Raw genomic sequence first — 24,936 nt, forward strand, 5'->3', positions numbered from 1 at the left:
ATTCTAATTTGATGGGACAGAATACGAAGCGCCTAGTCTATCTGTCGAATTTTAATACGGCAAACTGGACATTTATCCAGTATCAAAATACCATTTAATGAGTTATTTCCAATTAGGCTAAATCATTATCATGCAATGGATTATCGAACATCAAGCAACGCTTATTGCTGCAATTTCTGGCGCGCTCGTCAGTGGCGGTGTGGTGGGTTGGTGGATTAAACAGAAGTTCTTTTTTCAGAATCGACTTCTCGAACAACAACTCGAGTCCGATCGTTTGTTGCATGAATCTCAACAGTCACAGCTCAAATCATCACTCGCAGAGGCACAACAAGAGCTTAATGAGTTGGATGACGACCGAGATAAAGCCGCATTTGAGCTCAAGCAAGCGCACGGCAAGGTGATGGCTGCGATGGAAAAGCTTCGCTACTTTGAAGCCGTGAAGCAAGAGCGTCAGCAGTACGCTGATGAGATCAATGTACTGAAAGACCATAAATCTGAGTTGGAGGCTGAACTTCGAGAGCAAGAAGCGAGGCACGACCAAGAAAACCTCGCTAACAGTGAAAAGCTGCAACTGCTAGAACAAGCAGAATCTCGACTTAAGCAGCAGTTTGAACTGTTAGCGAATCAACTGTTTGAGAGCAAAACCGCTAAGGTCGATCAACAAAACAAGCAAAGCTTAGAGGTTTTGTTGTCGCCGCTGAAAGAGCAACTAGAAGGCTTCAAGAAACAAGTGAACGACAGCTTTAGCCAAGAAGCCAAAGAGCGTCATACCTTAGTTCATGAGCTTAAAAACCTGCAACGTCTTAATGAGAGCATGACACGCGAAGCGGTTAATCTGACCCAAGCACTAAAGGGCGATAATAAACAGCAGGGTAACTGGGGCGAAGTGGTACTGGCACGGGTGCTGGCAGAATCAGGGCTGCGCGAAGGTCATGAATACCAAACTCAAGTGAACCTGCAAAACGATGCGGGCAAGCGTTACCAGCCAGATGTGATTGTGCATCTGCCACAAGACAAGCAAGTGGTGGTGGATTCAAAAATGGCTTTGGTGGCGTTTGAGCGTTACTTCAATGCTGAAACTGATCAACAACGTGATGCTGCATTACGTGATCACTTGGCTTCATTGCGCGCGCACATTAAAGGCTTAAGCCAGAAGGATTATCATCAGCTCAAAGGCATACAGAGCCTTGATTATGTGTTGATGTTTATTCCGGTAGAGCCTGCGTTTCAGGTGGCGATTCAAGCCGACCCTAGCTTAGTTAAAGATGCGATGGAGCAAAACATTATCTTGGTTAGCCCAACCACCTTGCTGGTGGCACTGCGTACCATTGATAACTTGTGGCGCAACGATAGACAGAATCAGAACGCGCAAGTTATCGCGGAACGTGCGAGCAAGCTTTACGACAAATTACGCCTGTTCGTTGATGATATGGAAGGTCTTGGAAGCTCATTAGATAGAGCCAACCAAAGCTACCAAGGGGCCATGAATAAGCTGGTGACTGGGCGTGGCAACGTGATTCGTCAGGCAGAAAGCTTCAAGCAACTCGGTGTTGAGGTGAAGAAACCGATTTCGGTAGGCTTGGCTGAAATGGCGCAAAATGAGGCTTTTTCAGAAAATGTCTCTTTAGTAGAAAGACAACCTACTGAGGATAAAGTAAACTAATCGGCCGCAGCGCCTCTAAATAGAGAGTGTACTGTCGATGAGAACTTACCATGGTAGATAACAGCATTATGGACACAAGCGTGCAGACAAATTCAGCAGTAGAGTCAGAAACCACACACTTTGGTTTCGAAACAGTCGCAAAAGACGAAAAAGTCGCGAAAGTAGCAGAGGTATTTCACTCTGTAGCCGCTAAATACGACATCATGAATGACTTAATGTCGGGTGGTGTTCACCGCTTGTGGAAGCGATTCACGATTGATTGCAGTGGCGTTCGCCCTGGTCAACGCATCCTAGATCTTGGTGGTGGTACTGGCGACCTGACTGCGAAATTCTCGCGTATCGTTGGCGAAAAAGGCCACGTGGTTCTTGCTGATATCAACAACTCAATGCTGAATGTTGGCCGTGATAAACTGCGTGATAGCGGTATTGTTGGCAACGTACATTACGTTCAAGCCAATGCTGAAGAGCTGCCTTTCCCAGATAACTACTTCGATTGTATTACCATCAGCTTTTGTCTGCGTAATGTTACCGACAAAGACCAAGCGCTGCGTTCAATGTACCGTGTGCTGAAGCCGGGCGGTCGCCTGTTGGTTCTTGAGTTTTCTAAGCCAGTACTTGAACCTCTATCAAAGGTTTACGATGCCTACTCTTTCCACCTGTTGCCAAAAATGGGTGAGCTGATTGCCAACGACGCAGACAGCTATCGTTACCTTGCAGAATCAATCCGTATGCACCCGAACCAAGAAACCTTGGAAGGCATGATGCAAGAAGCGGGTTTTGAAAATACAAAATACTTCAACCTAACGGGCGGCATTGTTGCGCTGCACCGTGGTTACAAGTTCTAGTCGAACTTGGTAGCAGGCTCGTAGGGCGTGCTAAACAATAAGAATAAAGACAGAACGGATAGGTTAACGCTTATCCGTTTTCAAAGGTAAGGACAGTCATGCCATTTGATCCATTGGTCACCGCGGTTATTGAAACCTCTTTAAATACTTTCGTGAACGATGATCCAGCCTTGGTTCGTCGTTTGTCTCGTTTAAAGGGGCAGATCATTCAAGTCAATTTGAAAGAGTTGAATAAAACACTCACCTTCGTTTTCAGCCAGCAGATTGATGTGTTGTCGGAATATGAAGGGCAACCGGATTGTTACCTATCTTTGAATCTATCGGTGCTGCCTGAATTGCGTGAGCAATCGAACATCACTAAGTTGATCAAGCAAGATAAGTTGATTTTAGAAGGTGATATTCAGCTCGCGCAGAAGTTTGCTCAACTAATGACAGACTGCAAGCCTGATTTGGAAGAGTGGCTATCACGTGTGACTGGCGATGTGGTTGCTCACACCTTGGTACAAGGCGTTAAAAACGTCGGTAGCCTTGTGGCGAAGCAAGCAACTAAGCATCAAAACCATGTTGCTCAGGTTTTGACTGAAGAGTGGAAGATTGCACCGGCTCCGCTAGAAGTGGTGCATTTTTGCGATCAGGTTGATGACATAAAAAGCTCAGTTGCCCGCCTTGAAGCTAAATTGAACGCTCTGTTGGAGAAAGCATGACCCCAACAGAACTGAAACGTCTTTATCATATTATCAAGGTACAGTTAGAGTACGGCCTTGATGAATTGATGCCTGAGCACCATTTGACTAAAGCTCCTTTACTGGCGAGAAAGTCTCTGTTTTGGCTCAAGAACAAGCATCAAGATAAAGAGTTGGGTCAGCGCTTGCGTCTCGCTTTGCAAGAGTTAGGGCCTGTGTGGATCAAGTTTGGTCAAATGATGTCAACGCGTCGTGACCTATTTCCTCCTCATATCGCTGATCAATTGGCTTTATTGCAAGACCAAGTCGCTCCATTTGATGGCGCATTGGCCAAGCAAGACATGGAAAAGGCACTGGGTGGCAGTTTAGATAACTGGTTTACCGACTTTGATATCGAGCCATTGGCCTCGGCTTCTATCGCTCAGGTGCATACTGCAAAGCTTAAAGAGAGTGGCCGCGAGATTGTTCTGAAGGTAATTCGACCTGATATTCGCCCGGTGATTGACGCAGATCTAAAACTGATGCACCGGATGGCGCGTATAGTCGCTAAGTCTCTTCCTGAAGCACGTCGTTTGAAACCTGTTGAAGTCGTTCATGAGTACGAAAAAACGCTAATCGATGAACTGGACCTGCGCCGTGAGGCGGCAAATGCCATTCAGCTACGACGTAATTTTGAAGGCAGCGAAGAGCTCTATGTTCCAGAGGTTATCTCTGATTTAAGCAGTGAAAGCTTGATGGTGTCAGAGCGAATCTACGGTATTCAAGTATCGGATATCGCGACATTAGAAGCTAACGGCACCAACATGAAATTGCTGGCTGAACGTGGCGTGACGGTATTCTTTACCCAAGTTTTCCGAGACAGCTTTTTCCATGCGGACATGCACCCAGGCAACGTATTCGTTAACCCTGAAAATCCAGAAAATCCTCAGTGGATTGGCTTAGATTGTGGCATTGTCGGCACGCTAAACAGTGAAGATAAGCGCTACTTAGCCGAGAATTTACTGGCTTTCTTTAATCGAGATTATCGTAAAGTTGCAGAGCTACATGTCGATTCAGGGTGGGTGCCACACGACACCAACGTCAACGATTTCGAATTCGCGATTCGTATGGTGTGTGAGCCAATTTTTGCAAAACCACTTGGCGAGATCTCATTTGGCCATGTGTTGCTAAACTTATTTAATACAGCAAGACGTTTCAACATGGAGGTTCAACCTCAGTTGGTACTTCTGCAGAAGACCTTGTTGTATGTCGAAGGTCTAGGCCGTCAGCTGTATCCGCAACTTGATTTGTGGGCAACGGCGAAGCCTTTCCTTGAAACCTGGATGATGAATCAGGTGGGGCCGCAAGCTGTGATCAACGCAGTAAAAGAGCGTGCGCCATTCTGGGCAGAGAAACTGCCAGAGCTGCCAGAGTTACTTTATGACAGCCTTCGCCAGGGTAAAGCGATGAACCAGAGAATGGATCAGCTTTACCAAGGCTACCGAGATACTAAACGCCAACAAGCGACTGGAAAGTTTTTGTTTGGTGTTGGAGCCACTTTAGTCGTATGCTCCGCAATATTAGTTTCAAGCCCTTATGAGCAGCTATCCATGGGCTGTGGCATCGCAGGTGTCACATTTTGGTTGCTTAGTTGGCGAGCTTACCGTCGTTAGACAGTAGACTCTCTTAATATTTTTTTATGTGTAGACAGACCCGAGGACAATGACAATGGGTGGTATCAGTATTTGGCAACTTCTAATCATTGCTGTAATTGTAATTTTGCTATTCGGAACAAAGAAACTGCGCGGCATGGGTGGTGACTTAGGTTCAGCGGTGAAAGGCTTCAAAAAAGCGATGAGCGATGAAGACAAGCCTGCAGATAAGAAAGATGCAGACTTTGAACCAAAGAATATTGAACAGCAGAAGAAAGAAGCTAGCGCTGAAACAACTGCTGAAACAAAGAAAGACAAAGAGCAGGCGTAAATCGTGTTTGATATCGGTTTTTGGGAACTGGTATTAATATCTGTCGTTGGGTTAGTGGTTTTAGGACCTGAGCGTTTGCCCGTTGCGATTCGTAGTGTCTCCAAGTTTATTGGGCAAGCGAAAAGCATGGCAAATAGTGTGAAAGATGAACTTTCTCATGAGCTTAAGGTACAAGAACTTCAAGAAAACCTGCGTAAGGCGGAAAAAATGGGTATGGAAGATTTATCTCCAGACCTAAAAGCATCAGTTGATGAGCTTAAGCAGGCCGCTGCTCAAGTTCAACGTCCGTATGCTAAGCCTGAGTCTGATAAGCCAAGTGATACTGAACCTAGTGTCACGGAAACTGTTGAATCTGAAACCATTCAGGTCAATAGTGAAGCTTCAGCACCGTCAGATAAGAAAGCCGAATAGTCTCGCTAGGAGGAGTCGTCAGATACTTATGTCGCTAGATGTTTAAGTAGCTAGGTGTTTCAGTAGCTAAATATTTAAGTAGATAAGTATGCACGCGGCTCCTTTTCGATCTTCCTGTTTAAGAGGTTTGACATGTCTTCGACTGAGCAGACACAGCCTTTAATTAGCCATCTTCTAGAACTGCGTAATCGCCTATTGCGCGCGATTGTTGCGGTTCTAGTGGTGTTTGTTGGGCTAATTTATTTCGCTAATGATATTTATGAGTTCGTCTCTGCACCTTTGGTAGATCGCTTACCTGAAGGCGCGACGATGATCGCAACAGATGTAGCGTCACCATTTTTCACACCGTTGAAGTTAACTTTAATCGCGTCTATTTTTGTCGCGGTACCGTTTATTTTGTATCAGGTGTGGGCTTTTGTTGCGCCGGGTTTATATAAGCATGAGAAGCGCTTGATCATGCCATTGTTGGCATCAAGCTCACTGCTTTTTTACTGTGGTGTGGCGTTTGCCTACTTCATTGTATTCCCATTAGTCTTTGGCTTTTTTACTGCCATATCATTGGGTGGAGTAGAATTCGCAACAGATATATCGAGTTACCTTGATTTTGTACTCGCGCTATTCTTTGCTTTTGGTATCGCTTTTGAAGTGCCTGTCGCGATTATCTTACTATGTTGGACTGGCGCGACGACACCGAAACAACTGTCTGAAAAGCGTCCATACATCGTTGTTGTCGCTTTCATCATTGGTATGATGCTGACGCCACCCGATATGATCTCGCAAACACTGTTGGCTATTCCAATGTGTATTCTGTTTGAGATTGGTCTGTTCTTTGCGCGTTTCTATGTGCGAAAACCAGATGCTGATGAAGAGGAAGAAGCGGAGTCTTAATTCGCAGATGCCATGTTCGCAGATGCTATAAAAGCAGTAGTCATTACGGATGAGCATGATCGTTAGAGTTCTTCAGTAAAAATCACATAATAAAAAAGCGGCCCTAGGCCGCTTTTTTATTATGTCTGTTTATCGAATCTTTAACTGATAACCACAGTTCTGACATATATAGAGCTCTTTGATGCCCCCAATTTTATGCCATAGAGTTCGATGTTGACGTTGTAAGTGTTGTGAATGATCACACATAATCAACTACCTCCATATGCAGGCGGTTGATAGTATACATATCACCTTGTTTTCTCAAATAAATTGAGGATAAATCCGTAATAATTACTTATTAATAGATTCATCATAGATTAAACAATGATTTAGCATTGATGGTGGTTATATTTTCGACTTCTTCAAGGGTAATTCCGCGTAATTCAGCGATGCGTTTTGCCACCAGTTCGGTGTACGCGGGCTCGTTGCGTTTACCGCGATTCGGTGTTGGTGCTAAGTATGGGCAATCTGTCTCTAGGATGACGTAATTCATATCAAGATGCGGAATCACCTTATCCATCCCCGAGTTCTTAAAGGTCGATACGCCGCCTAAACCTAAATGAAAGCCTAGCTCGTTGATCGCTTGAGCTTCCTCTAAGCTACTGCCAAAACAGTGGAATACGCCGCGTAAGCTGCCATCTTGCTCTTTACGAAGCAGAGCAAGTGTCTCTTCAATGGAATCACGAGTGTGGATCACCACAGGTAGATCGAGCTCTTTTGCCCACTGCAGTTGAGTCACGAAGGCCATCTCTTGTTCGGCTTTAAAGGTTTTATCCCAGTACAAGTCGATACCAATCTCACCCACGGCGATAAAGTCCTGTTTATCAAACCAAGCTCGAATGGTTTTGAGGGTTTGCTCGATATTCGCATCCACATAACAAGGGTGTAAGCCCATCATTGAACGACACACCTCAGGAAACTGAGCTTCCGTCGCGAGCATTGGCTCGATAGATTCTAAATCGATGTTCGGCAGCAGAATGGTATCAATACCTTGAGCAAGCGCGCGTTGCACGACTTGTTCGCGGTCTTCATCGAATTCGCTCGCGTAAATATGGGCATGGGTGTCGATCATTGTTGTGTCCTGAAAGCGGTCTTTTCTGAGTTGTCATGAGTATACGGCAGTGTGAGGAGAAGGTCATTTTTTGCCATTTATCCCTGATTTTGAGTGGGTTTTATATTTTACTGTTAGCGTCCTGAGCCATCAGTGATATGCTTTTGCCTGTATTTAGCACTTTCATATCTGAGCATTTTGGTGCTTAGACTAGGCAAGGAGAATCTAGTGTCTGTTTCAATTCAAGGTCAATTCCCAGGTCGTCGTATGCGCCGTATGCGTAAGCACGACTTTAGCCGCCGCCTAATGGCAGAAAATCAATTGTCTGTGGATGACCTCATTTACCCAATGTTTATTCTTATGGGTAAAGAGCGTCGTGAACCTGTCGAGTCAATGCCAGGTGTTGAACGCCTGTCTATCGATCTTATGCTTGAGGAAGCGGATTACCTGTCAAAATTGGGTGTTCCTGCGATTGCTCTGTTTCCAGTAGTGAACCAAGATGCTAAAAGTTTATGCGCGGCTGAAGCTCATAACTCAGAAGGTTTGGTACAACGAGCAGTACGCTTACTCAAAGAGCACGTGCCAAATATGGGTGTGATTACTGACGTAGCACTGGATCCGTTCACTACTCATGGTCAAGACGGCATCATCGATGAAGATGGTTACGTGATGAATGACGAGACGACTGAAGTCTTAATCAAGCAGGCACTATCACACGCTGAAGCGGGTGCTGATGTGGTTGCACCATCAGATATGATGGACGGTCGTATTGGTAAGATCCGTGAAGCGTTAGAAGAAGCTGGCTACATTCATACTCAAATCATGGCGTACTCTGCAAAATATGCATCGTGCTACTACGGCCCATTCCGTGATGCAGTTGGCAGTGCTTCGAACCTGAAAGGTGGTAACAAGAAGAACTACCAGATGGATCCAGCCAACAGCGATGAAGCGATTCATGAAGTCGCGATGGATCTTAATGAAGGTGCGGACATGGTGATGGTGAAACCAGGCATGCCTTACCTTGATATTGTTCGTCGTGTTAAGCACGAACTGCAAGCGCCTACGTTTGCTTACCAAGTATCTGGTGAATACGCGATGCACAAAGCGGCGATTCAAAACGGCTGGCTGAAAGAGCGCGAAACCGTAATGGAATCACTGTTGTGCTTTAAGCGTGCTGGCGCTGATGGCATCCTGACGTATTTCGCTAAAGATGTCGCAGAGTGGCTTGCTGAAGATAACGCACAAGCTGCTGAGCACTTGCAAGGCAAGTAAGTACGATCAAGCAAACCATATGATCACCAAAGGGTTGGCCGTTGTGCCAGCCCTTTTGTTTTATGAGGATGAAACAAGATGTCTGTCATTGTGCGTGAAGGCTCATTAGAAGAGGTTGTTTCTGTTGTTGAACAGATTGCCGAGTTCGCCAGAAAAGAGAGTGTAGCGTCTTTATCGGAGCGACTAGCGGGTAAAACAAGCCTGATCCTCGTTGCTGAAGAGGCGGGTGTGTTACTGGGTTTTAAGATCGGTTATGAATTGGATGAAAACACGTTTTACAGCTGGTTTGGGGGCGTGTTACCGATCGCAAGGAATAAAGGCGTTGCACAGGCGCAATTAGATATTCAAGAACAGTGGGTGAAGCAACAGGGCTACCAACAGCTGAAAGTGAAATCTCGTAACCTGTTTCCCGCGATGCTGCGTCTGTTATTGAAAAACGGTTACCTAATCGAAAAATTAGAAGAAAAAGAAGACATTAATGCCCATAGAATTCATTTTCTGAAGCAAATTTGAGCACTGTGGCTAACGGTTTATAATTAAATGAGATTTATTATCATTTAAGTGTTGACTATTAAATGAGAATCATTATTATTAACTTCGTCTTAGGGAATGAGGAAATGTTCACAAGGATGTTAAGTACTCAAGTATTTACTTGGTTACCCAACAGAATTCTCGCGAACTTGTACTAAGTTCTTTTTGACACGACATTGCTCACATTGCTTCCAGTGTAATTTATAGCTTTTAGGTAAAGCTGTGGTATTCAATTTGAATGGCTTTACCGGTTTTTGCTAGGCGACATCTTCGGGTGTCGCTTTTTTTATACCTCCATTTCAACAAGATGCATATTTAGTGGCACGTTTTTTTATGAATAAAACGCCATCAGCATTCTTTTCCACAATGCAAGATCGAGAAAAGATCGTTGATCATATGTTCGATCTGTAATTTTATCCTTTATTTTCAATAGTTTATTTGCGTTTTTTTGGTGGTTTACCTTAGTTCTCAACAGGGTGGGTAAATAATATAAACAGAGTTATCCACAGAACGCTTGTGTCTAAGAACAAAAAATAACAACAAATCGATTATTACGAACACAACCGAGTGAACGGATACAGATCGACAACGTAGAATCCAACCAACAGACGTGGCATTCTTAACAGATAATTTCTGTACTTACTGGATTCACAAACATTATGGCTCGTATTCCTGATAATCCATTGATTCTGATCGATGGCTCTTCTTACCTATATCGCGCGTTCCATGCTTACCCTGGCACCATGAGCAATGGTGATATCCCAACGAATGCTGTTTATGGTGTGGTTAACATGCTACGCAGCATGATGCGTCAATTTGCTTCTGATCGTATTGCGGTTATTTTTGATGCGAAAGGGAAAACGTTCCGTGATGATATGTACCCAGAGTACAAAGCAAACCGCCCACCTATGCCTGACGATCTTCGTTGCCAGATAGAACCATTGCACAATGTGATTCGTGCGATGGGTTTGCCACTTATCTCTATTCCTGGCGTTGAAGCAGATGACGTGATTGGTACGTTGGCTTCTCAAGCTTCTGCGATGGGTATGCCTGTGCTTATTAGTACCGGTGATAAAGATATGGCGCAGTTGGTCGATGACAACGTTACCCTGATCAACACCATGACCAACGTGGTAATGGATCGTGAAGGTGTTATTGAGAAGTTTGGTATTCCGCCTGAGCTTATTATCGATTATCTCGCGTTGATGGGCGATAAAGTGGATAACATTCCGGGCATTCCAGGTGTTGGCGATAAGACTGCGACGGCATTGTTGCAAGGTATCGGTAGTATCGAAAAGTTGTATCAAAATCTTGATGATATTGCGGCGCTTGGTTTCCGTGGTTCGAAAACCATGGCTAAGAAGCTAGCTGATAATAAAGACAATGCTGATATGTCTTACCAGCTTGCGACGATTAAGTTAGATGTTGAACTTGAAGAGACACCAGAGTCACTTGTTAAAGCTCAGCCAAATATCGACGAGCTGATCAAACTATACGGCCAACTGGTTTTCAAATCTTGGTTGAACGAGCTGCTTGAAGGTGGCAGTGGTGTGGTTGAGGCGGATGAAAGATCTGCAGCAACGGGATCTGGTGCGGTACGCAGCAGTGCTTCTGCAGCAACGTCTACCGTGGAGATGAATACGTCTGCCGTGACAATTGATCGCAGTGACTACGAAACGATTCTAGATGAAGCGTCATTCAATGTTTGGCTAGAAAAGCTTAAAGCAGCTGAATTGTTTGCTTTCGACACTGAAACAGACAGCTTAGATTACATGGTTGCGAACCTCGTTGGCTTGTCATTCGCAACCGAAGAAGGCGTTGCCGCTTACGTGCCGGTTGCTCATGATTACCTAGATGCACCGCAGCAGCTGGACCGTGATTGGGTACTTGAACAGCTTAAGCCGATTCTTGAAGATGATGCTCAAGCAAAAGTGGGTCAAAACCTGAAGTATGATATGAGTGTGCTAGCGCGCTACGGTATCGAGATGAAGGGCATCAAACACGACACTATGTTGGCTTCTTACGTTTTCAATAGCGTAGGTGGCAAGCACGACATGGACAGCCTAGCGCTACGCTTCCTACAGCATAGCTGCATCTCATTTGAGCAAATCGCAGGTAAAGGTAAGAAACAACTTACTTTCAACCAGATTGAGCTGGGTGAAGCGTCTCCATACGCCGCAGAAGATGCTGACGTGACACTACGTCTGCATAACCGCCTGATGGAAAACATCGAGCAAGATGAAAAGCTTAAAACCATCTATGAAGAAATCGAAGTACCACTGATTCCTGTGATGTCTCGCATTGAGCGTACTGGCGTATTCATCGATGACATGCTGCTAGGGGCTCAATCACAAGAGATTGCGGTTCGTCTGGATGAGTTAGAGCAGAAAGCTTACGAGATTGCAGAGCAAGAGTTCAACATGAACTCGCCAAAACAGCTGCAAGCGATCCTGTTTGAAAAAATGGGTCTACCGGTTATCAAGAAAACGCCATCAGGTGCGCCTTCAACTAACGAAGAAGTGTTGCAAGAGCTGGCCCTTGATTACCCGTTGCCTAAGCTGATCATTGAGTATCGTGGTCTTGCGAAACTGAAGTCTACTTACACGGATAAACTGCCGAAGATGATCAACGCTGAAACGGGTCGCGTTCATACTTCTTACCACCAAGCGGTAACGGCAACCGGTCGTTTGTCTTCGACTGATCCAAACCTACAAAATATCCCAATTCGTAATGAAGAGGGTCGTCGTATTCGCCAAGCATTCGTTGCACAACATGGTTGGAAGATTCTAGCGGTCGATTACTCTCAAATTGAATTGCGTATCATGGCGCACCTATCGGGTGATAAAGCGCTGCTGGAAGCGTTCCAACAAGGCAAAGATATTCACGCGGCAACGGCTGCTGAGATTATCGGCGTGGCTATTGATCAAGTTACCACTGAACAGCGTCGTCGTGCTAAAGCCGTTAACTTCGGCCTTATCTACGGCATGAGTGCCTTTGGCTTGGCTAAGCAACTGGGTATTCCTCGTGGTGAAGCACAGCACTACATGGACACTTACTTTGAACGCTACCCTGGTGTAATGCAGTACATGGAAGACACACGCAGCGCGGCTTCAGAGCAAGGCTTCGTTGAAACCATTTACGGTCGTCGTTTGCACCTGCCGGAAATCCAATCTCGTAATGGCATGCGTCGTAAAGCCGCTGAACGTGCGGCGATCAATGCGCCAATGCAAGGTACGGCAGCAGACATCATTAAGAAAGCGATGCTGTTAGTGGATGAATGGATTCAAGCGGAAGGCGATGGTCGTGTGAAGCTATTGATGCAAGTACACGATGAATTGGTATTTGAAGTTCAAGAGTCAGCTTTAGCCGAAATTGAAAGTAAAGTACAACAATTGATGGAGTCAGCCGCTGATCTAGAAGTACCGTTAGTCGCGGAAGCAGGCCACGGTGACAACTGGGATCAAGCCCACTAATCAGTTTTTGACCTTATTGAGTGAATTAGTATGAGCCAGTGCACAAACACTGGCTTTTTTTTGTCTCGAATAAAGTTGAGCTGTAAGAGGAATTTAGGTGTTTTAATAAAACATTCATGAAAAAAAACTACAAAAATTGTTTTCATTTCTGAGCAATTGTTGTACATTAAATCTTGTAGGGTACAGAGGTAAGATGTTCTATCTTTCAGACCTTTTGTTTCACGTTATTGGATTAGGCTGATTCAGCCGCCCCAGTCAGTATTTGACTGGGGCGTTTTTTCTTGTGCGAAATAAAAATATTTCTAACCTACTATTACTCCCGTAAACCCGCCCTTTTTAGTGTCTTTTCTTACGCTTTCTCAAGCACAGTGATAAACACCTGATTTGCCTTAGAGCTGGAACTCGATCAGCATTTGGTAATTTAAATCCGTCTCTAATTTGATTGTTTTATCATTTAAAATAACTTTTATTTTACAAGTTGCCGATAAAGGATTGATCATTCACACCTTATTTATCAGTGTATTGAGTGGGTGAATGCTCAATGTAATCCATGATTTCTTGTTGTTTCTCAGTACTGTATTTCAGCGCTTCGGCGGTGATTTGGATGGATTGCGCCATAGAAGAGATATTGTTGGTCGCTTTCACCAAGGTTTGCTGCATGGGTTTTAGGATGAGTAGGTAGATAGCAGTCAAAGCGATAACAATGACAGCGATAACGGCTGCTAACGCAATGATGATCTTGGTCTGAATATCATCCAACAGCATTTGACTGGTCTTTTTAAAGGCGAGTCGAGATTGGTCTAAGGCTTGTGGGAGTTGATTGAGTGATGTTTTGGTAGAGCTCGCAAGCTTGTTGATGCTTTCAACGGTTTGGTTCAGAGCTTGTTGTTGGTCTTCACTAAGGTTGGGGTTGTTGACGATCGCCTGCAAAGATTGCGATATCACCTCAAGAGACTCACTCGCATCTTGAGCGTATTTTTCCATACCATCCAAGTCCAAGGTCATATCAACATTGATCAGTGGGGCTTGTTCTTGTTCTGCTTCAGAGGCGAACCCTGTCAATGAGACCAGCATTAGTACAATGATGGCCAACGGTGTTTTCCACATGAGTATTCCTTTCTCATTGTTCTGTTTATTTAGATGTGTCTTTTAGTATGGTTCACTTCTCTCGTTTCTAACCGATTAATCTTGTCTTTAATTCTCAAGACTTAGGTTTAACTCACTAATTTTTGGGCAAAAAAATACCCCACCTATATAAGGAAGGGTATTAATAAGGCTAAATCACTTGCTGTAAGTGCTTTAACTTCTAATTATAGATAAAGCTATAGATAGAAGAACTACTCTGAGTCGTTGTGCTCTTCGTCCGCTAGCTCATCAATGATCTGATCAGCAAACACTGGGGCAAACCACTCATCCATCTTGGCACGCAGTTGATCAACGCCGATACCCTTCATTGAAGAGAAGACATCAACCGCAACATCACCACCGAAAGATTTCGCATCATTACGGATTTTCAGTAGCTGTGCTTTACGCGCACCACTTTTCAGTTTGTCTGCTTTTGTTAACAAAACTTGTACTGGGATGCGGCTATCGATAGCCCAGTAGATCATTTGTTGGTCAAGGTCTTTCATTGGGTGACGGATATCCATCAATACCACTAAACCTTTCAGGCTTTCACGTCGTTGTAGGTATTCGCCTAGCGACTTCTGCCATTTTTTCTTCATCTCAAGCGGGACTTGAGCAAAGCCATATCCTGGTAAATCGACGATATGACAACCGTCCGTTACCTTAAATAGGTTAATTAGCTGAGTTCGACCGGGTGTTTTACTGGTTTTCGCCAAGCCTTTTTGGTTTGTAACGCGATTTAGCGCGCTAGATTTACCAGCATTGGAGCGTCCTGCAAACGCAATTTCGATCCCTTCGTCTTCTGGTAAATGACGAATATCAGGTGCACTGGTAATGAAATGCGTGTTTTGATAATGAATTTTTACGCTCACTGTTAACTCCATCTCGACTTTGTGTAGTCGATTGATTACTTTTTTGTGAATTTGTGTAAAATAACCGTGCTCGGCATAAGGTCGCCTATTGTACCATGAGTGGCAACATAGAGTGGTACTGGAAGCTTGATAATTATAATGGAATGTCATGAAGAAATTAGCGCTAATTTTGAGTCTTTTAGCCAGCTGCTCAGTATGGGCTCAAGGTAGTATTGAAGCTGGTAAAGCCAAATCACAAACATGTGTTGCCTGCCACGGTGCTGACGGCAACAGTCTGATCACTCAGTACCCTAAGCTGGCTGGTCAACATGAGAAGTACCTAGAGAAGCAGTTAAAAGAGCTTAAGCTCGGTATGACTAGTGGTGGTAAGCAAGGTCGTAATGAACCTGTAATGGGTGCAATGGCGATGTCTTTATCTGAAGAAGATATGGCTGACCTAGCGGCGTACTACGCATCGCTACCTATCTCTAGTAACTCTACTCCTGAGAACGTAGTAGATGAAGGTAAGGTTCTTTACACCGCGGGTAACGCAGAACGCGGCGTAACGGCGTGTATTGCTTGTCACGGTCCACGTGGTAACGGTACCGAACTTTCTGGTTTCCCTAAGATTTCAGGCCAGCACGCAGATTACATCAAGGCTCAACTTGAGAAATTCCGCGATGGTAGCCGTAATAACGACATGAATGCGATGATGCGTGATGTAGCTAAAAAGTTAACAGACGCAGATATTGATACCTTATCGAAGTACGTTGGTGGTTTACACTAATATGTCGGTTTCTTGCTCTTAGCCAGAGTAAAGAAATGTACGCTCGAGCGAGATTGAAGAGACGCCCCGATCAGTAATGGTCGGGGCGTTTTCTTTTGTATTGGTTTTATTAATATGTTTTGCGTTGATGTCTGATTTATCAATGTGTGATCGATTTGTGTACAAAAGTGTGAGCTTGAACTCTTGTAGTCTTTTTGTAACACGGTAAAGTAACGGCCATCAGCTAGGAGCTGACTTAGATACGGATGGTCATCTAGTCTAACGGTATAGACAGAAACGGATCAGGCTAGGACAGCCCAGCAACAAGGTGTTAGAAAAGGATAGCCAAAACTCATCAGGACGATGAACAACAAACAAATTTGGCATGGAAAGCACCAATAACAAATGGAGATTTGTGTACCAAGTTGAGTATGCAAATTTTGGCCGATATAGGCAGATTTAGAGAGCGATAGGTTTTCCTATCGCTTTTTTTATTGATTTGATGAAAAAACACCCAATACCTCTCCACTATAAACTCAGTTTCTGGTATGTTTCGCATCCCTGTTTAAGGATGTGCTATGTATACTTGTCCCTTATGCCATCACCAAGGCGTGAATCACTATTTTGAAGACAAACGCAGAGCCTATCTGCAATGTCAGCAATGTGAACTGGTATTTGTTAAACCTGAACAAAGGTTAGAAGCAAAAGAAGAGAAAGCACACTATGATCTCCATGAGAACGATCCTAGTGATGCAGGCTATCGCCGTTTTCTATCTCGCATCGCGGATCCACTAACAGACAAAATTTCATCTAACTCACACGGGTTGGATTTTGGTTGTGGCCCAGGCCCTACGCTATCTATTATGTTAGAAGAAGCCGGACACACCATGGAGTTGTACGATATCTATTACCACCCAGAAGCTTCTGTGTTGGAAAAAACGTATGACTTTATGACTGCCACGGAGGTGATAGAGCATCTTTATCACCCAGACAAAGTGTGGCAGCAATGGTTGAATTTAGTTAAACCCAAGGGCTGGATTGGTCTTATGACTAAACTAGTAATAGACGTAGACGCGTTTGCTGGTTGGCACTACAAGAATGACCCGACACATGTCGTCTTCTTTAGTCGTCAAACATTCCAGTTTTTGGCAGAGCGGGATAAGCTCGAACTAGAATTTTTTGGAAATGATGTAATTTTACTGAGGAAAGTGCAGTAATGGGTCGTAGTAAGAAATCAAGAAAACCGGGAGCACTTGGCGCTCCGGAACCTATGGTTACTCGTAACCGTAGTGAATCTGATGTTGAAGGTCGTGAACGTAAGCGTGTTAAAAAGCGTAAAGGCCTTAAGTCGGGCAGCCGTCACTCAGATGGTAGCGAAGCAAAACAGCGTAAAGCTGCACTAGCTCGCGACCCTCGTTTAGGCAGCAAGAAAAAAATCCCGCTGATTGTTGAACCAGCGAAGAAGTCGACGAAACAAGAACGCAAGCTATCTAACGAACAAGAGTTAGAGATGCTTGAGAATGATGCTCAACTGAACACATTGCTAGATCGTATCGAAAATGGTGAAAACCTAGGTGCTGGTCTGCAGAAGTTTGTTGATGAGAAACTTGATCGTATCGAACACCTAATGGGCCGCTTAGGTCTGCTAGAACCAGAAGACGATGAAGAAGAGATCTTCGAAGAAGCACCGGTTGCATCTAAGAAGAAAGCAAGCTCTGACGAAGACTTGCTATCTCAATTCGAAGATTTCGACTTAGACAGCTTTAAAGGTTAATAGCCAATGAACGTAACCTTATTAGCAATTGCTGGTGGAATTATCATTCTCGGCTTGGGCTCTTACGCAGGTTACCTTCTACTTCAAGTGAAGAAGCAGACGGAGTTGCAAAAGCAGCATCAAGCACTTGCCATTGAAAAACGTAACGCGACGATTTACGAAAACGTAAATACTTTGTGCTTAGCGGGTATTCAAGGCCAGTGTGACTTACCTGAGATCAGTATCCGAGTGTGTATCATTATGGATAACGTTCAGGGTGATGAGCGTGTCGATTTTGATTCTGAGTATCCTGCTCTTTCTGAGCTGTACCATATCGTAAAAGATATGGCTCGCGGAGACGGAAGGCAGGAACTGACGAAGAGAGAGCGCATGCAGCAGAATCTCACACGCCATAAGGCGGAGACTCGCTTGAATGATGCGGTCATTGAAGATTTGAAAAGGTTGCAGGAGAAGGTTAAGCCTCTCAACAACCAAATCAACATTCAGATGATCTAGTCACTAAGACTTTTAAATATAGAGGCTTGTTTAACATTCCGTTTTAAGATGCGCTGCTTTTAATACCTATGCATTTAAGATTTTTTTTCCTAAATGCATCTTGTTTTTAAGTCGCCTTGTCTTTTAATAGACGATGTTAAATGAGCCTTCTTACCTTTTGCGTCTCGTTAATCCCGACGCTTTGTTAGTGATCAAGCTAGCAGTTCTGAGTTTTTGTCTGAAAAATTGATTTTGTCTTGGAACGACCTTACTGGTCGTGTGGCAAAATAACCCGTCTATATTTTAATGTATGTAAAATGATTTGAGAGACCTTAGGTTCTCGCGGATCTAAATTGGAATTACCGCTATGTCGAGCAAGCCAGTAACAACGAATCAGCAAATCGTTTGGGATCAAGAGATCTTAAACAAGTACAACTATTCGGGACCTCGTTACACTTCATATCCAACAGCGTTGGAGTTTCATGAAGCGTTTACCGTCGCTGATTACGACATGGCGTGTACTCAGTACCCTGAGCGTCCACTCTCTCTTTACGTGCATATCCCGTTCTGTCATAAGCTTTGTTACTACTGTGGTTGTAATAAAGTCATTACTCGTCACTCGCATAAAGCGGATGAGTACTTAGATGTGATTGAACATGAAATCCGCCAGCGCGCCTCTTTGTTGAATGGCCGTGAAGTGACGCAATTGCACTTCGGTGGTGGTACGCCAACGTTCTTGACCAAAACACAAATTACTCGCTTGATGATGATTCTGCGTGAGGAATTTAATTTCACTGCTGACGCTGAAATCAGTATTGAAGTTGACCCGCGTGAGATTGAGCTAGACGTACTTGACCACCTGCGTAACGAAGGTTTCAACCGCCTGAGCATTGGTGTACAAGACTTCAATAAAGAAGTGCAGAAACTGGTTAACCGCGAGCAAGATGAAGAGTTCATCATTGCGATGGTTAAACGCGCGAAAGAGCTAGGCTTCCGTTCTACCAACCTTGACTTGATCTACGGCCTACCAAAGCAGACTCAAGCTTTGTTCGCGGAAACATTGAAGCAAGTGTTAGAAATGAAACCGGGTCGTTTATCGGTATTTAACTACGCACACATGCCGCAACTGTTTGCCGCGCAGCGTAAGATTAAAGATGAAGACCTACCTGAACCAAAAGAGAAAATGGCAATCCTCCAAGATACCATTGAGACTTTAACGGGCGCGGGCTACCAGTTTATTGGTATGGATCACTTTGCTCTGCCTGAAGACGAGCTAGCAGTAGCACAGCGTGAAGGTATTCTGCATCGTAACTTCCAAGGCTACACGACCCAAGGTGAAGCTGACCTAATTGGTTTCGGTGTTTCTGCTATCTCAATGGTCGGTGATGCTTACGCTCAAAACCAGAAAGAGCTGAAGAAGTACTACGCTCAAGTGAATGACCTGCGCCACGCGCTTTGGAAAGGTGTTGCTCTAGACAGTGACGACCTTCTACGTCGTGAAGTGATCAAACAGCTTATCTGTAACTTTAAGCTTGATAAAACCATGATCGAATCTGAGTTCTCGGTTAACTTTAATCGTTACTTCAAAGAAGATTTAGGGCTACTGCAAACCTTCATCAACGATGAGTTAGTTGAAGTCGACGACAAAGAAATCCGCGTGACTTTGCGTGGCCGTTTGTTGATTCGTAACATCTGTATGTGTTTCGATAAATACCTACGTGCTAAGGCTCGTCAACAGCAGTTCTCTCGCGTGATCTAATCGCTCGATTGAGAATAGAAACATAAAAAATGCCAGCATCATGCTGGCATTTTTGTATCTGTGTCTTGCTAACAGAAGACTTTCTACCGTACTAGGTGACACCCTTTTTGGTGCTTTGTTTGGTGTTAGTCAGGTCGGTTGGCCACTGATCAAACGGAACAGGACGACTGTATAAGAACCCTTGAGCCAGTGGGCATTTTAATTGCTTGAGGAGTTCTGCCTGTTGCTGTGTTTCAACGCCTTCTGCCACTAAGCTCACTTTGAAACCTTTGGTGATGTTAACGATGGCCGCGACGATTGAGCTGTCTAGGTTCTCTTTTTCGAGCTTGCTGACGAAGCTACGATCGATCTTTAAGCAATCAAATGGCAGTTTGTGTAAATAAGCCAGTGACGAATAGCCGGTACCAAAGTCATCAATTGCAATCGAGATGCCTAATGCTTTTAGCGTCAGCATATTATCGATGATGGCTGGGTCATTGTCGACGATGCGTGACTCAGTGATCTCAAGTGTTAGGTTGCTTGCTGGTAGCTTGGTGTCACGTAGCGTGCCTTTTACTTGTTCAACAAAGCCACTTTCACTCAGTTGATCGACCGACAGGTTGACGTGAATAGAGAAGTCCTTGCTCCATTTTCCTGACTCAATCGCGATGGCAGTATCTCGACACGACTTATGTAGAATTTGCTTGCCGATATCGTAAATCAGCCCGCTCTCCTCAGCGAGAGGAATGAATTCAAGTGGTGAAATTACGCCTTCATCGGCTATCCAGCGTGCTAGAGCTTCAGCTCCAATGGTCGATCCGGATTCTAGATCAATAATAGGTTGATAGAAGGGTTCGAACTGTTGAAGCTCAATCGCTCGGTTCATCCGCGCCAGCATCTTAGTGCGATGTCTTGATGCTTTACCCATCTCAGGGCTGTAAATGCTGACACTAGCTTTGTCTTGTTTTGCGTTGCTCAAAGCAATGCTACTACTACGCAGCAATAGCGCAATGTCGTGGACGTTAGATACACCGACGACGCCCATCGATACCTTAATGACGACACTTTCTGATTCCATTGAAAATGGGGAAGCAAAGGTTTGAAGCAAGCGATTAGTCAGTAGTTGAGCTTCCTCGCTTTGGATGACGTTCGGGGCGTAAATGGCGAATTCATCACCGCCAGTGCGAGCTAATAGGTACTCGGATGGCAATGTGCCTCTTAAACGAGCGGCCGCAATGATAAGCAATTGGTCACCATTGTAATGACCAAGGCTGTCATTGATGTCTCGGAAGCGATCAATACCCACTAAATAAAGTGTGCCTTTTTCGTTTGCAGGGTTTTTCTTGGCAGCGTCGATAAAGCCTTCGCGGCTGTATAGCTTGGTTAATGAGTCATAGGTAAGCTGAGACTGTAATGCTTGAAAGGAAGCCTTTAAGTTGTTGGCCATTTCATTGAATGACTCCACCAACATGCTGGTTTCATAGATATGCCCTGTCTTTGGCATGCTCGTGTCCCAATCGCCTTTAGCAAGACGCTTTGCCGCATCCGCTGTTGAGGTGATGGGTTGGGTTACGCGATTAAAGGCAATTAACCCAGCAATGACACCAATGCAACTCAGCGCTAGCCCGAGCAACCAACTGTTTCTTTGGTTTTCAGGTAATTCACCGAGTAGGTTGCTTTCAGGGATCGACATACCAATAAACCAAGTGATGCCGTGCTCATCTTCATAAGGGGTGATCTGGTTGAAGTATCGTTCGTTGTCTAGGCGAAAGCTAAAGCGCTGCACGCCCAAATTATCGATTAGGTGAAATTGGTCTACGTAGCTAGCACTTTCACGTATTACCGGGTTAGCACTCTCTGATGCCAGTAAGCGTTGGCCCTTATTGGTTTTCCCTGTTCCCCAAGAGACCACGCTACCTCCGCCCGAGTGAGCGACCAAGCGTTGCTGCTTATCAATGATATAAACAGAGGCATCCGTTTTATCTTTGAGTTCTTTGAGAAATGCATTGAAGGTATTGATCTTAATGTCGCTAACGACGACGGCTTTGAATTCGTTGTCATCATAGATAGGGGCGAGGGCAGATAAGGTGATCTCTTGGCGTTCATCTGCATTGGCATAAATTGGCGACCATACAGCCTTTTTTTGCGTCGCAACGGGTGTGTACCAAGGGCGGACTCTCGGGTCGTAACCTGAAATCACAGATCGAATGTCTTCGCTGATCTTGCTGCCACGGTAAATGACCAGCTGATCGCTAGTACGCTCGTCTTGTACCATCAAGGTATAGCCGTTGTTAGCTTCTTTACGAAAACCGACATAGTTACCATCTTCAGAACCAAAGCCGATCACATCGAGTTGAGGTATAGCAGTGAAATGGTCTGAAAACGTATAAAGAATGTAGTCTTGGACCTTGCTAAGGTTTCCCGCTTGGTAAAGGTGGTGGTAGCCGATGTTATGGCTGAGCGAGAGGTTCGCGTGAAATGGCTTTTCTAAAAAGTTGGACAGGCTTTGATGAACATGGTCAGTAAGTGATGTTAGTTGGCGTGCACTAACATCACTCACCATCTCTTTGTAGCTTTGCTTTTGAGTGAAAACCATTACGCTCATAGTGAACAGAAAAATCATCACGAATGGCAGAACCACAGCAGTTCTCAAGGTAATTTGTGTTTTCAAAGACATCTTTAGCTACAACTTTAGTGAATGGCATACCTTAATTGTACCGACACTATTCAAACCAAGCGACACTTTTTTGGTTAAAAAAGTAGCTGCATCGAGAGTCATATAAGGTCTAGTACAGTTCTTTTAGTTTACGGGTTAGGGTGTTTCTTCCCCAACCTAAAACCTTGGCTGCATCCTGTTTATGACCATTGGTATGGTTGAGTGCAGCCTCTAGCAGTATACGTTCAAACTCTGGCAGCGCATAAGTTAGTAGCTCTTTTTCTCCTGAATCAAGCGCACATTTTGCCCAATTAGCGAGCAGTTGTTGCCAGTTGTCTCCAGTCCCTGAGGTCGTCACCACTTTTTCTTCCAACAGTTCTGGAGGCAAGTCTGAAGGGAGTATTTCACTGCCGCTCGCCATGACTGTGAGCCAACGACAGATATTCTCAAGCTGACGTACGTTACCCGGCCAATTTAGCTGATTGAGCTTCATGATGGTCTCTGAGTGCAGTGTCTTCACTTCTACACCAAGCTCTTCAGCGGCGGATGCTAGGAAGTGGTGAGTCAGCTTTTCAATGTCCTGTTTACGTTCGCGCAGTGCCGGAATATGGATTCGGATAACGTTCAGTCGATGGAAAAGGTCTTCACGGAAACCACCGTCATGCACCAAGCGCTCAAGATCTTGGTGGGTTGCTGCAACGATACGAACATCAACCTTAACCGCAGAATGTCCACCGACGCGATAAAATTGACCATCAGAAAGCACGCGCAGTAGTCGAGTCTGAATATCGAGTGGCATATCGCCTATTTCATCAAGAAACAGAGTACCGCCGTTGGCTTGTTCGAATCGCCCTTGGCGAACACTGTTAGCGCCAGTAAAGGCGCCTTTCTCGTGGCCAAACAGCTCTGATTCGATCAAGTCTTTAGGGATTGCCGCCATGTTTAACGCAATGAATGGCTTTTTAGCTCTTGGGCTGTGGCGATGCAGTGCGTGCGCGACTAATTCTTTACCAGTCCCCGATTCACCATTAATAAGAACCGAAATGGATGAACGAGACAAACGACCAATAGCTCGGAAAACTTCCTGCATTGCCGGTGCTTCACCAATGATTTCTGGTGCGTTGGTTTCTTCGGCTACTTCGCTGGCTTGTTCTCGCTTTTGCTCTTGGCTGTGTGCGATGGCTCGCTCTACTAGAGTCAGTGTCTCATCAATATCAAACGGCTTAGGCAGATACTCAAAAGCCCCTTTTTGATAAGCGTTCACCGCTGCATCTAGGTCTGAGTGCGCGGTCATAATGATCACTGGCAGGTCGGGAGAGCGCTGGTGAACTTGGTGTAACAGCTCAATCCCGTCAATGCCAGGCATGCGAATGTCGGACACCAAAACATCGGGTGTTTCGCGCTCAAGAGCAAGCAAGACGCTCTCTGCGTCCGCAAATGTTTCGCACTTTATATCTGCCGATGACAGTGTTTTTTCTACTACCCAGCGGATAGAGCTGTCGTCATCGACGACCCAAACGTATCCCTTACTCATAATTCAATTCCTTTGCAGCCAAATCTATTGTGATAATCATTGTTGTTTTTATGATGTCTTTAATCTTTGTGTTACCGAGTTAAGCCTTTCGTCTCGCTGTCCAATCGCGAGGTTCTGTTGGCCTAAATGGGTAGGTAAATCGTGAATGTGGTGTTACCCGGCCAGCTCTCAACATCAATTTTTCCATTGTGCTGATCGATCAGGTTTTGAGAAATCGATAGTCCCAGCCCTGTGCCACCCTCTCGTCCGCTGACCATTGGGTAAAACAGCGTGTCTTTTAATTCATCAGGGATGCCGGGGCCGTTATCGCTGATCTCTATACGAGCGGCGAGCTTGTGTCGTTGGCCATGAATGTTGGCTTGATGCACCGTTCTGGTGCGGATGGTGATTTTCCCTAATTCCTGAGTTTTTAAAATCTGTGCAGCATTGCTGACGATATTGAGCATCGCTTGTTCAACCTGAGCTGAATCCATCAGAATGTCCGGTAAGCTCGGGTCGTAATCTCGTTCGATGACGAGTGTTGAACCCGATTCGAGCTCGACGAGCTGTCTTACTTTTTCGAGTATTTGGTGGAGATTTTCTTCCGACTTTGTTCCTGGCTTTTGTGGACCAAGAAGGCGATCAACTAAGGCTCTTAGGCGGTCGGCTTGCTCAATAATGATCTGCGTATATTCATTAAGAGACTGATCAGGAAGCATTTTACCAAGTAACTGCGCCGCACCTCTTAAGCCACCGAGTGGGTTCTTAATCTCATGTGCTAACCCGCGCACCAACAGCTTAGCTGCTTGTTGTTGTGCGTGTTGGTTGAGCTCTTGGCTGAGGCGTCTTTGCTGGTCTATCTTGCGCATCTCAACCAATAACAGCGTCTCTCGTTGCCAAGAGATTGGGCTAACCGTGACTTCAAGCATCAGTGGGCGGTTATCAACAACGAAGGTAACGTCACTGTCGGTAATGCTCTGGCCACTTTGTAGCGGTTGCGTCAGAAGCGCCAAATCCAGTGAGGCGTGTTGGATGAGTTGGCTCAATGGGTGATCGACGATGCGTCGCGCGCTTTGTGAAAAGAGTTGTTCAGCCGCCGGGTTGGCGTATCGGACATACAGTTGCTCATCGAGCATCAATGTTGAGGTCACCATGTTGTCGAGAATGGCGCTGGAAAGATGATGTGTATCTATGCTGTCGCTTTTGGCTGATCGATTCACT

At 44.9% G+C, this 24,936-nt stretch carries 22 protein-coding genes; 16 read left to right on the plus strand and 6 right to left on the minus strand.

Annotation, left to right across the window (positions count from 1 at the left end):
* Positions 1-130: 130 nt before the first annotated feature.
* From rmuC to tatC, 7 genes are all read left to right on the plus strand, one after another.
* Positions 131-1,663: a DNA recombination protein RmuC gene (rmuC, locus tag M4S28_RS01760; protein WP_249632195.1), complete on the plus strand. Its 1,533-nt coding sequence runs from the start codon at positions 131-133 to the stop codon at positions 1,661-1,663.
* Between the two features lie 65 nt (positions 1,664-1,728).
* Positions 1,729-2,508, plus strand: a complete 780-nt coding sequence (ubiE, locus tag M4S28_RS01765; RefSeq protein WP_026012235.1) for a bifunctional demethylmenaquinone methyltransferase/2-methoxy-6-polyprenyl-1,4-benzoquinol methylase UbiE — start codon at positions 1,729-1,731, stop codon at positions 2,506-2,508.
* 98 nt (positions 2,509-2,606) lie between these two features.
* Positions 2,607-3,212, plus strand: coding sequence for a ubiquinone biosynthesis accessory factor UbiJ (locus M4S28_RS01770; protein ID WP_249632196.1), 606 nt, complete (start codon positions 2,607-2,609; stop codon positions 3,210-3,212).
* Positions 3,209-4,843: a ubiquinone biosynthesis regulatory protein kinase UbiB gene (gene ubiB / locus M4S28_RS01775; RefSeq protein ID WP_249632197.1), complete on the plus strand. Its 1,635-nt coding sequence runs from the start codon at positions 3,209-3,211 to the stop codon at positions 4,841-4,843. Before M4S28_RS01770 ends, ubiB begins: the two co-directional genes overlap by 4 nt.
* A gap of 55 nt (positions 4,844-4,898) precedes the next feature.
* Entirely contained in the window at positions 4,899-5,153 is a 255-nt protein-coding gene (tatA, locus tag M4S28_RS01780) for a Sec-independent protein translocase subunit TatA (RefSeq protein WP_004735565.1), read from the plus strand.
* Between the two features lie 3 nt (positions 5,154-5,156).
* Positions 5,157-5,564: a Sec-independent protein translocase protein TatB gene (gene tatB / locus M4S28_RS01785; protein WP_102516477.1), complete on the plus strand. Its 408-nt coding sequence runs from the start codon at positions 5,157-5,159 to the stop codon at positions 5,562-5,564.
* A 132-nt stretch (positions 5,565-5,696) separates the two neighbouring features.
* Positions 5,697-6,452 carry a twin-arginine translocase subunit TatC gene (gene tatC / locus M4S28_RS01790; protein WP_017075498.1) on the plus strand — a complete coding sequence of 252 codons (756 nt, stop codon included), beginning with the start codon at positions 5,697-5,699 and terminating at the stop codon, positions 6,450-6,452.
* Between the two features lie 349 nt (positions 6,453-6,801).
* On the opposite strand, the gene M4S28_RS01795 is transcribed toward tatC, so the two are convergent.
* Positions 6,802-7,563: a TatD family hydrolase gene (locus M4S28_RS01795; protein ID WP_249632198.1), complete on the minus strand. Its 762-nt coding sequence runs from the start codon at positions 7,561-7,563 to the stop codon at positions 6,802-6,804.
* A gap of 207 nt (positions 7,564-7,770) precedes the next feature.
* Here M4S28_RS01795 and hemB point away from each other — a divergent pair, with 207 nt between their 5' ends.
* The 4 genes from hemB to spfP all read left to right on the plus strand — a co-directional run bounded on the left by hemB (position 7,771) and on the right by spfP (position 13,059).
* Positions 7,771-8,814: a porphobilinogen synthase gene (gene hemB, locus M4S28_RS01800; RefSeq protein ID WP_004735569.1), complete on the plus strand. Its 1,044-nt coding sequence runs from the start codon at positions 7,771-7,773 to the stop codon at positions 8,812-8,814.
* Positions 8,815-8,892: 78 nt separating this feature from the next.
* Positions 8,893-9,327 carry a GNAT family N-acetyltransferase gene (locus M4S28_RS01805; protein WP_004735570.1) on the plus strand — a complete coding sequence of 145 codons (435 nt, stop codon included), beginning with the start codon at positions 8,893-8,895 and terminating at the stop codon, positions 9,325-9,327.
* Between the two features lie 677 nt (positions 9,328-10,004).
* Positions 10,005-12,818, plus strand: a complete 2,814-nt coding sequence (gene polA / locus M4S28_RS01810; protein WP_249632199.1) for a DNA polymerase I — start codon at positions 10,005-10,007, stop codon at positions 12,816-12,818.
* A 193-nt stretch (positions 12,819-13,011) separates the two neighbouring features.
* Positions 13,012-13,059 (plus strand): small protein SpfP, encoded by a 48-nt coding sequence (gene spfP, locus M4S28_RS26585; RefSeq protein WP_438356636.1) that lies wholly within the window; start codon positions 13,012-13,014, stop codon positions 13,057-13,059.
* Between the two features lie 266 nt (positions 13,060-13,325).
* Here spfP and M4S28_RS01815 read toward each other — a convergent pair whose 3' ends face one another.
* Positions 13,326-13,925 carry a GTP-binding protein gene (locus M4S28_RS01815; RefSeq protein WP_249632200.1) on the minus strand — a complete coding sequence of 200 codons (600 nt, stop codon included), beginning with the start codon at positions 13,923-13,925 and terminating at the stop codon, positions 13,326-13,328.
* 230 nt (positions 13,926-14,155) lie between these two features.
* Entirely contained in the window at positions 14,156-14,815 is a 660-nt protein-coding gene (yihA, locus tag M4S28_RS01820) for a ribosome biogenesis GTP-binding protein YihA/YsxC (protein ID WP_004735573.1), read from the minus strand.
* Positions 14,816-14,963: 148 nt separating this feature from the next.
* Here yihA and M4S28_RS01825 point away from each other — a divergent pair, with 148 nt between their 5' ends.
* The 5 genes from M4S28_RS01825 (at position 14,964) to hemN (ending at position 19,567) form a co-directional block, all read left to right on the plus strand.
* Positions 14,964-15,581 carry a c-type cytochrome gene (locus M4S28_RS01825; protein WP_004735574.1) on the plus strand — a complete coding sequence of 206 codons (618 nt, stop codon included), beginning with the start codon at positions 14,964-14,966 and terminating at the stop codon, positions 15,579-15,581.
* Between the two features lie 557 nt (positions 15,582-16,138).
* Positions 16,139-16,777 (plus strand): class I SAM-dependent methyltransferase, encoded by a 639-nt coding sequence (locus M4S28_RS01830; protein ID WP_004735576.1) that lies wholly within the window; start codon positions 16,139-16,141, stop codon positions 16,775-16,777.
* The gene (yihI, locus tag M4S28_RS01835) at positions 16,777-17,334 is read left to right on the plus strand and encodes a Der GTPase-activating protein YihI (RefSeq protein WP_004735577.1); all 558 of its coding nucleotides are present in this window, start codon (positions 16,777-16,779) and stop codon (positions 17,332-17,334) included. The genes M4S28_RS01830 and yihI overlap by 1 nt, the downstream gene beginning before the upstream one ends.
* Positions 17,335-17,340: 6 nt before the next feature.
* The gene (locus M4S28_RS01840; RefSeq protein WP_249632201.1) at positions 17,341-17,829 is read left to right on the plus strand and encodes a DUF2489 domain-containing protein; all 489 of its coding nucleotides are present in this window, start codon (positions 17,341-17,343) and stop codon (positions 17,827-17,829) included.
* A gap of 346 nt (positions 17,830-18,175) precedes the next feature.
* Entirely contained in the window at positions 18,176-19,567 is a 1,392-nt protein-coding gene (gene hemN / locus M4S28_RS01845) for an oxygen-independent coproporphyrinogen III oxidase (protein WP_004735579.1), read from the plus strand.
* A gap of 91 nt (positions 19,568-19,658) precedes the next feature.
* Here the strand turns inward: hemN and gepA are convergent, their stop codons facing one another.
* From gepA to glnL, 3 genes are all read right to left on the minus strand, one after another.
* Positions 19,659-22,223, minus strand: coding sequence for a phosphodiesterase GepA (gene gepA / locus M4S28_RS01850; protein ID WP_249632202.1), 2,565 nt, complete (start codon positions 22,221-22,223; stop codon positions 19,659-19,661).
* Positions 22,224-22,332: 109 nt separating this feature from the next.
* The gene (gene glnG / locus M4S28_RS01855) at positions 22,333-23,736 is read right to left on the minus strand and encodes a nitrogen regulation protein NR(I) (RefSeq protein ID WP_017081697.1); all 1,404 of its coding nucleotides are present in this window, start codon (positions 23,734-23,736) and stop codon (positions 22,333-22,335) included.
* 122 nt (positions 23,737-23,858) lie between these two features.
* Positions 23,859-24,935 carry a nitrogen regulation protein NR(II) gene (gene glnL, locus M4S28_RS01860; RefSeq protein WP_249632203.1) on the minus strand — a complete coding sequence of 359 codons (1,077 nt, stop codon included), beginning with the start codon at positions 24,933-24,935 and terminating at the stop codon, positions 23,859-23,861.
* Between the last annotated feature and the right edge of the window lies 1 nt (position 24,936).

It is taken from the genome of Vibrio sp. J383, assembly GCF_023503985.1.
GTDB classification, from domain to species: Bacteria; Pseudomonadota; Gammaproteobacteria; order Enterobacterales; family Vibrionaceae; genus Vibrio; species Vibrio splendidus.

What these genes read in the sequence shown, in the direction of transcription:
- rmuC (WP_249632195.1), top strand. Translation starts at nt 131, where the DNA reads ATGCAATGGATTATCGAACATCAAGCAACGCTTATTGCTGCAATTTCT.
- M4S28_RS01770 (WP_249632196.1), top strand. Translation starts at nt 2,607, where the DNA reads ATGCCATTTGATCCATTGGTCACCGCGGTTATTGAAACCTCTTTAAAT.
- ubiB (WP_249632197.1), top strand. Translation starts at nt 3,209, where the DNA reads ATGACCCCAACAGAACTGAAACGTCTTTATCATATTATCAAGGTACAG.
- tatA (WP_004735565.1), top strand. Translation starts at nt 4,899, where the DNA reads ATGGGTGGTATCAGTATTTGGCAACTTCTAATCATTGCTGTAATTGTA.
- tatC (WP_017075498.1), top strand. Translation starts at nt 5,697, where the DNA reads ATGTCTTCGACTGAGCAGACACAGCCTTTAATTAGCCATCTTCTAGAA.
- M4S28_RS01795 (WP_249632198.1), bottom strand. Translation starts at nt 7,563, where the DNA reads ATGATCGACACCCATGCCCATATTTACGCGAGCGAATTCGATGAAGAC.
- M4S28_RS01805 (WP_004735570.1), top strand. Translation starts at nt 8,893, where the DNA reads ATGTCTGTCATTGTGCGTGAAGGCTCATTAGAAGAGGTTGTTTCTGTT.
- polA (WP_249632199.1), top strand. Translation starts at nt 10,005, where the DNA reads ATGGCTCGTATTCCTGATAATCCATTGATTCTGATCGATGGCTCTTCT.
- M4S28_RS01815 (WP_249632200.1), bottom strand. Translation starts at nt 13,925, where the DNA reads ATGTGGAAAACACCGTTGGCCATCATTGTACTAATGCTGGTCTCATTG.
- M4S28_RS01825 (WP_004735574.1), top strand. Translation starts at nt 14,964, where the DNA reads ATGAAGAAATTAGCGCTAATTTTGAGTCTTTTAGCCAGCTGCTCAGTA.
- M4S28_RS01830 (WP_004735576.1), top strand. Translation starts at nt 16,139, where the DNA reads ATGTATACTTGTCCCTTATGCCATCACCAAGGCGTGAATCACTATTTT.
- yihI (WP_004735577.1), top strand. Translation starts at nt 16,777, where the DNA reads ATGGGTCGTAGTAAGAAATCAAGAAAACCGGGAGCACTTGGCGCTCCG.
- M4S28_RS01840 (WP_249632201.1), top strand. Translation starts at nt 17,341, where the DNA reads ATGAACGTAACCTTATTAGCAATTGCTGGTGGAATTATCATTCTCGGC.
- hemN (WP_004735579.1), top strand. Translation starts at nt 18,176, where the DNA reads ATGTCGAGCAAGCCAGTAACAACGAATCAGCAAATCGTTTGGGATCAA.
- gepA (WP_249632202.1), bottom strand. Translation starts at nt 22,223, where the DNA reads ATGTCTTTGAAAACACAAATTACCTTGAGAACTGCTGTGGTTCTGCCA.
- glnG (WP_017081697.1), bottom strand. Translation starts at nt 23,736, where the DNA reads ATGAGTAAGGGATACGTTTGGGTCGTCGATGACGACAGCTCTATCCGC.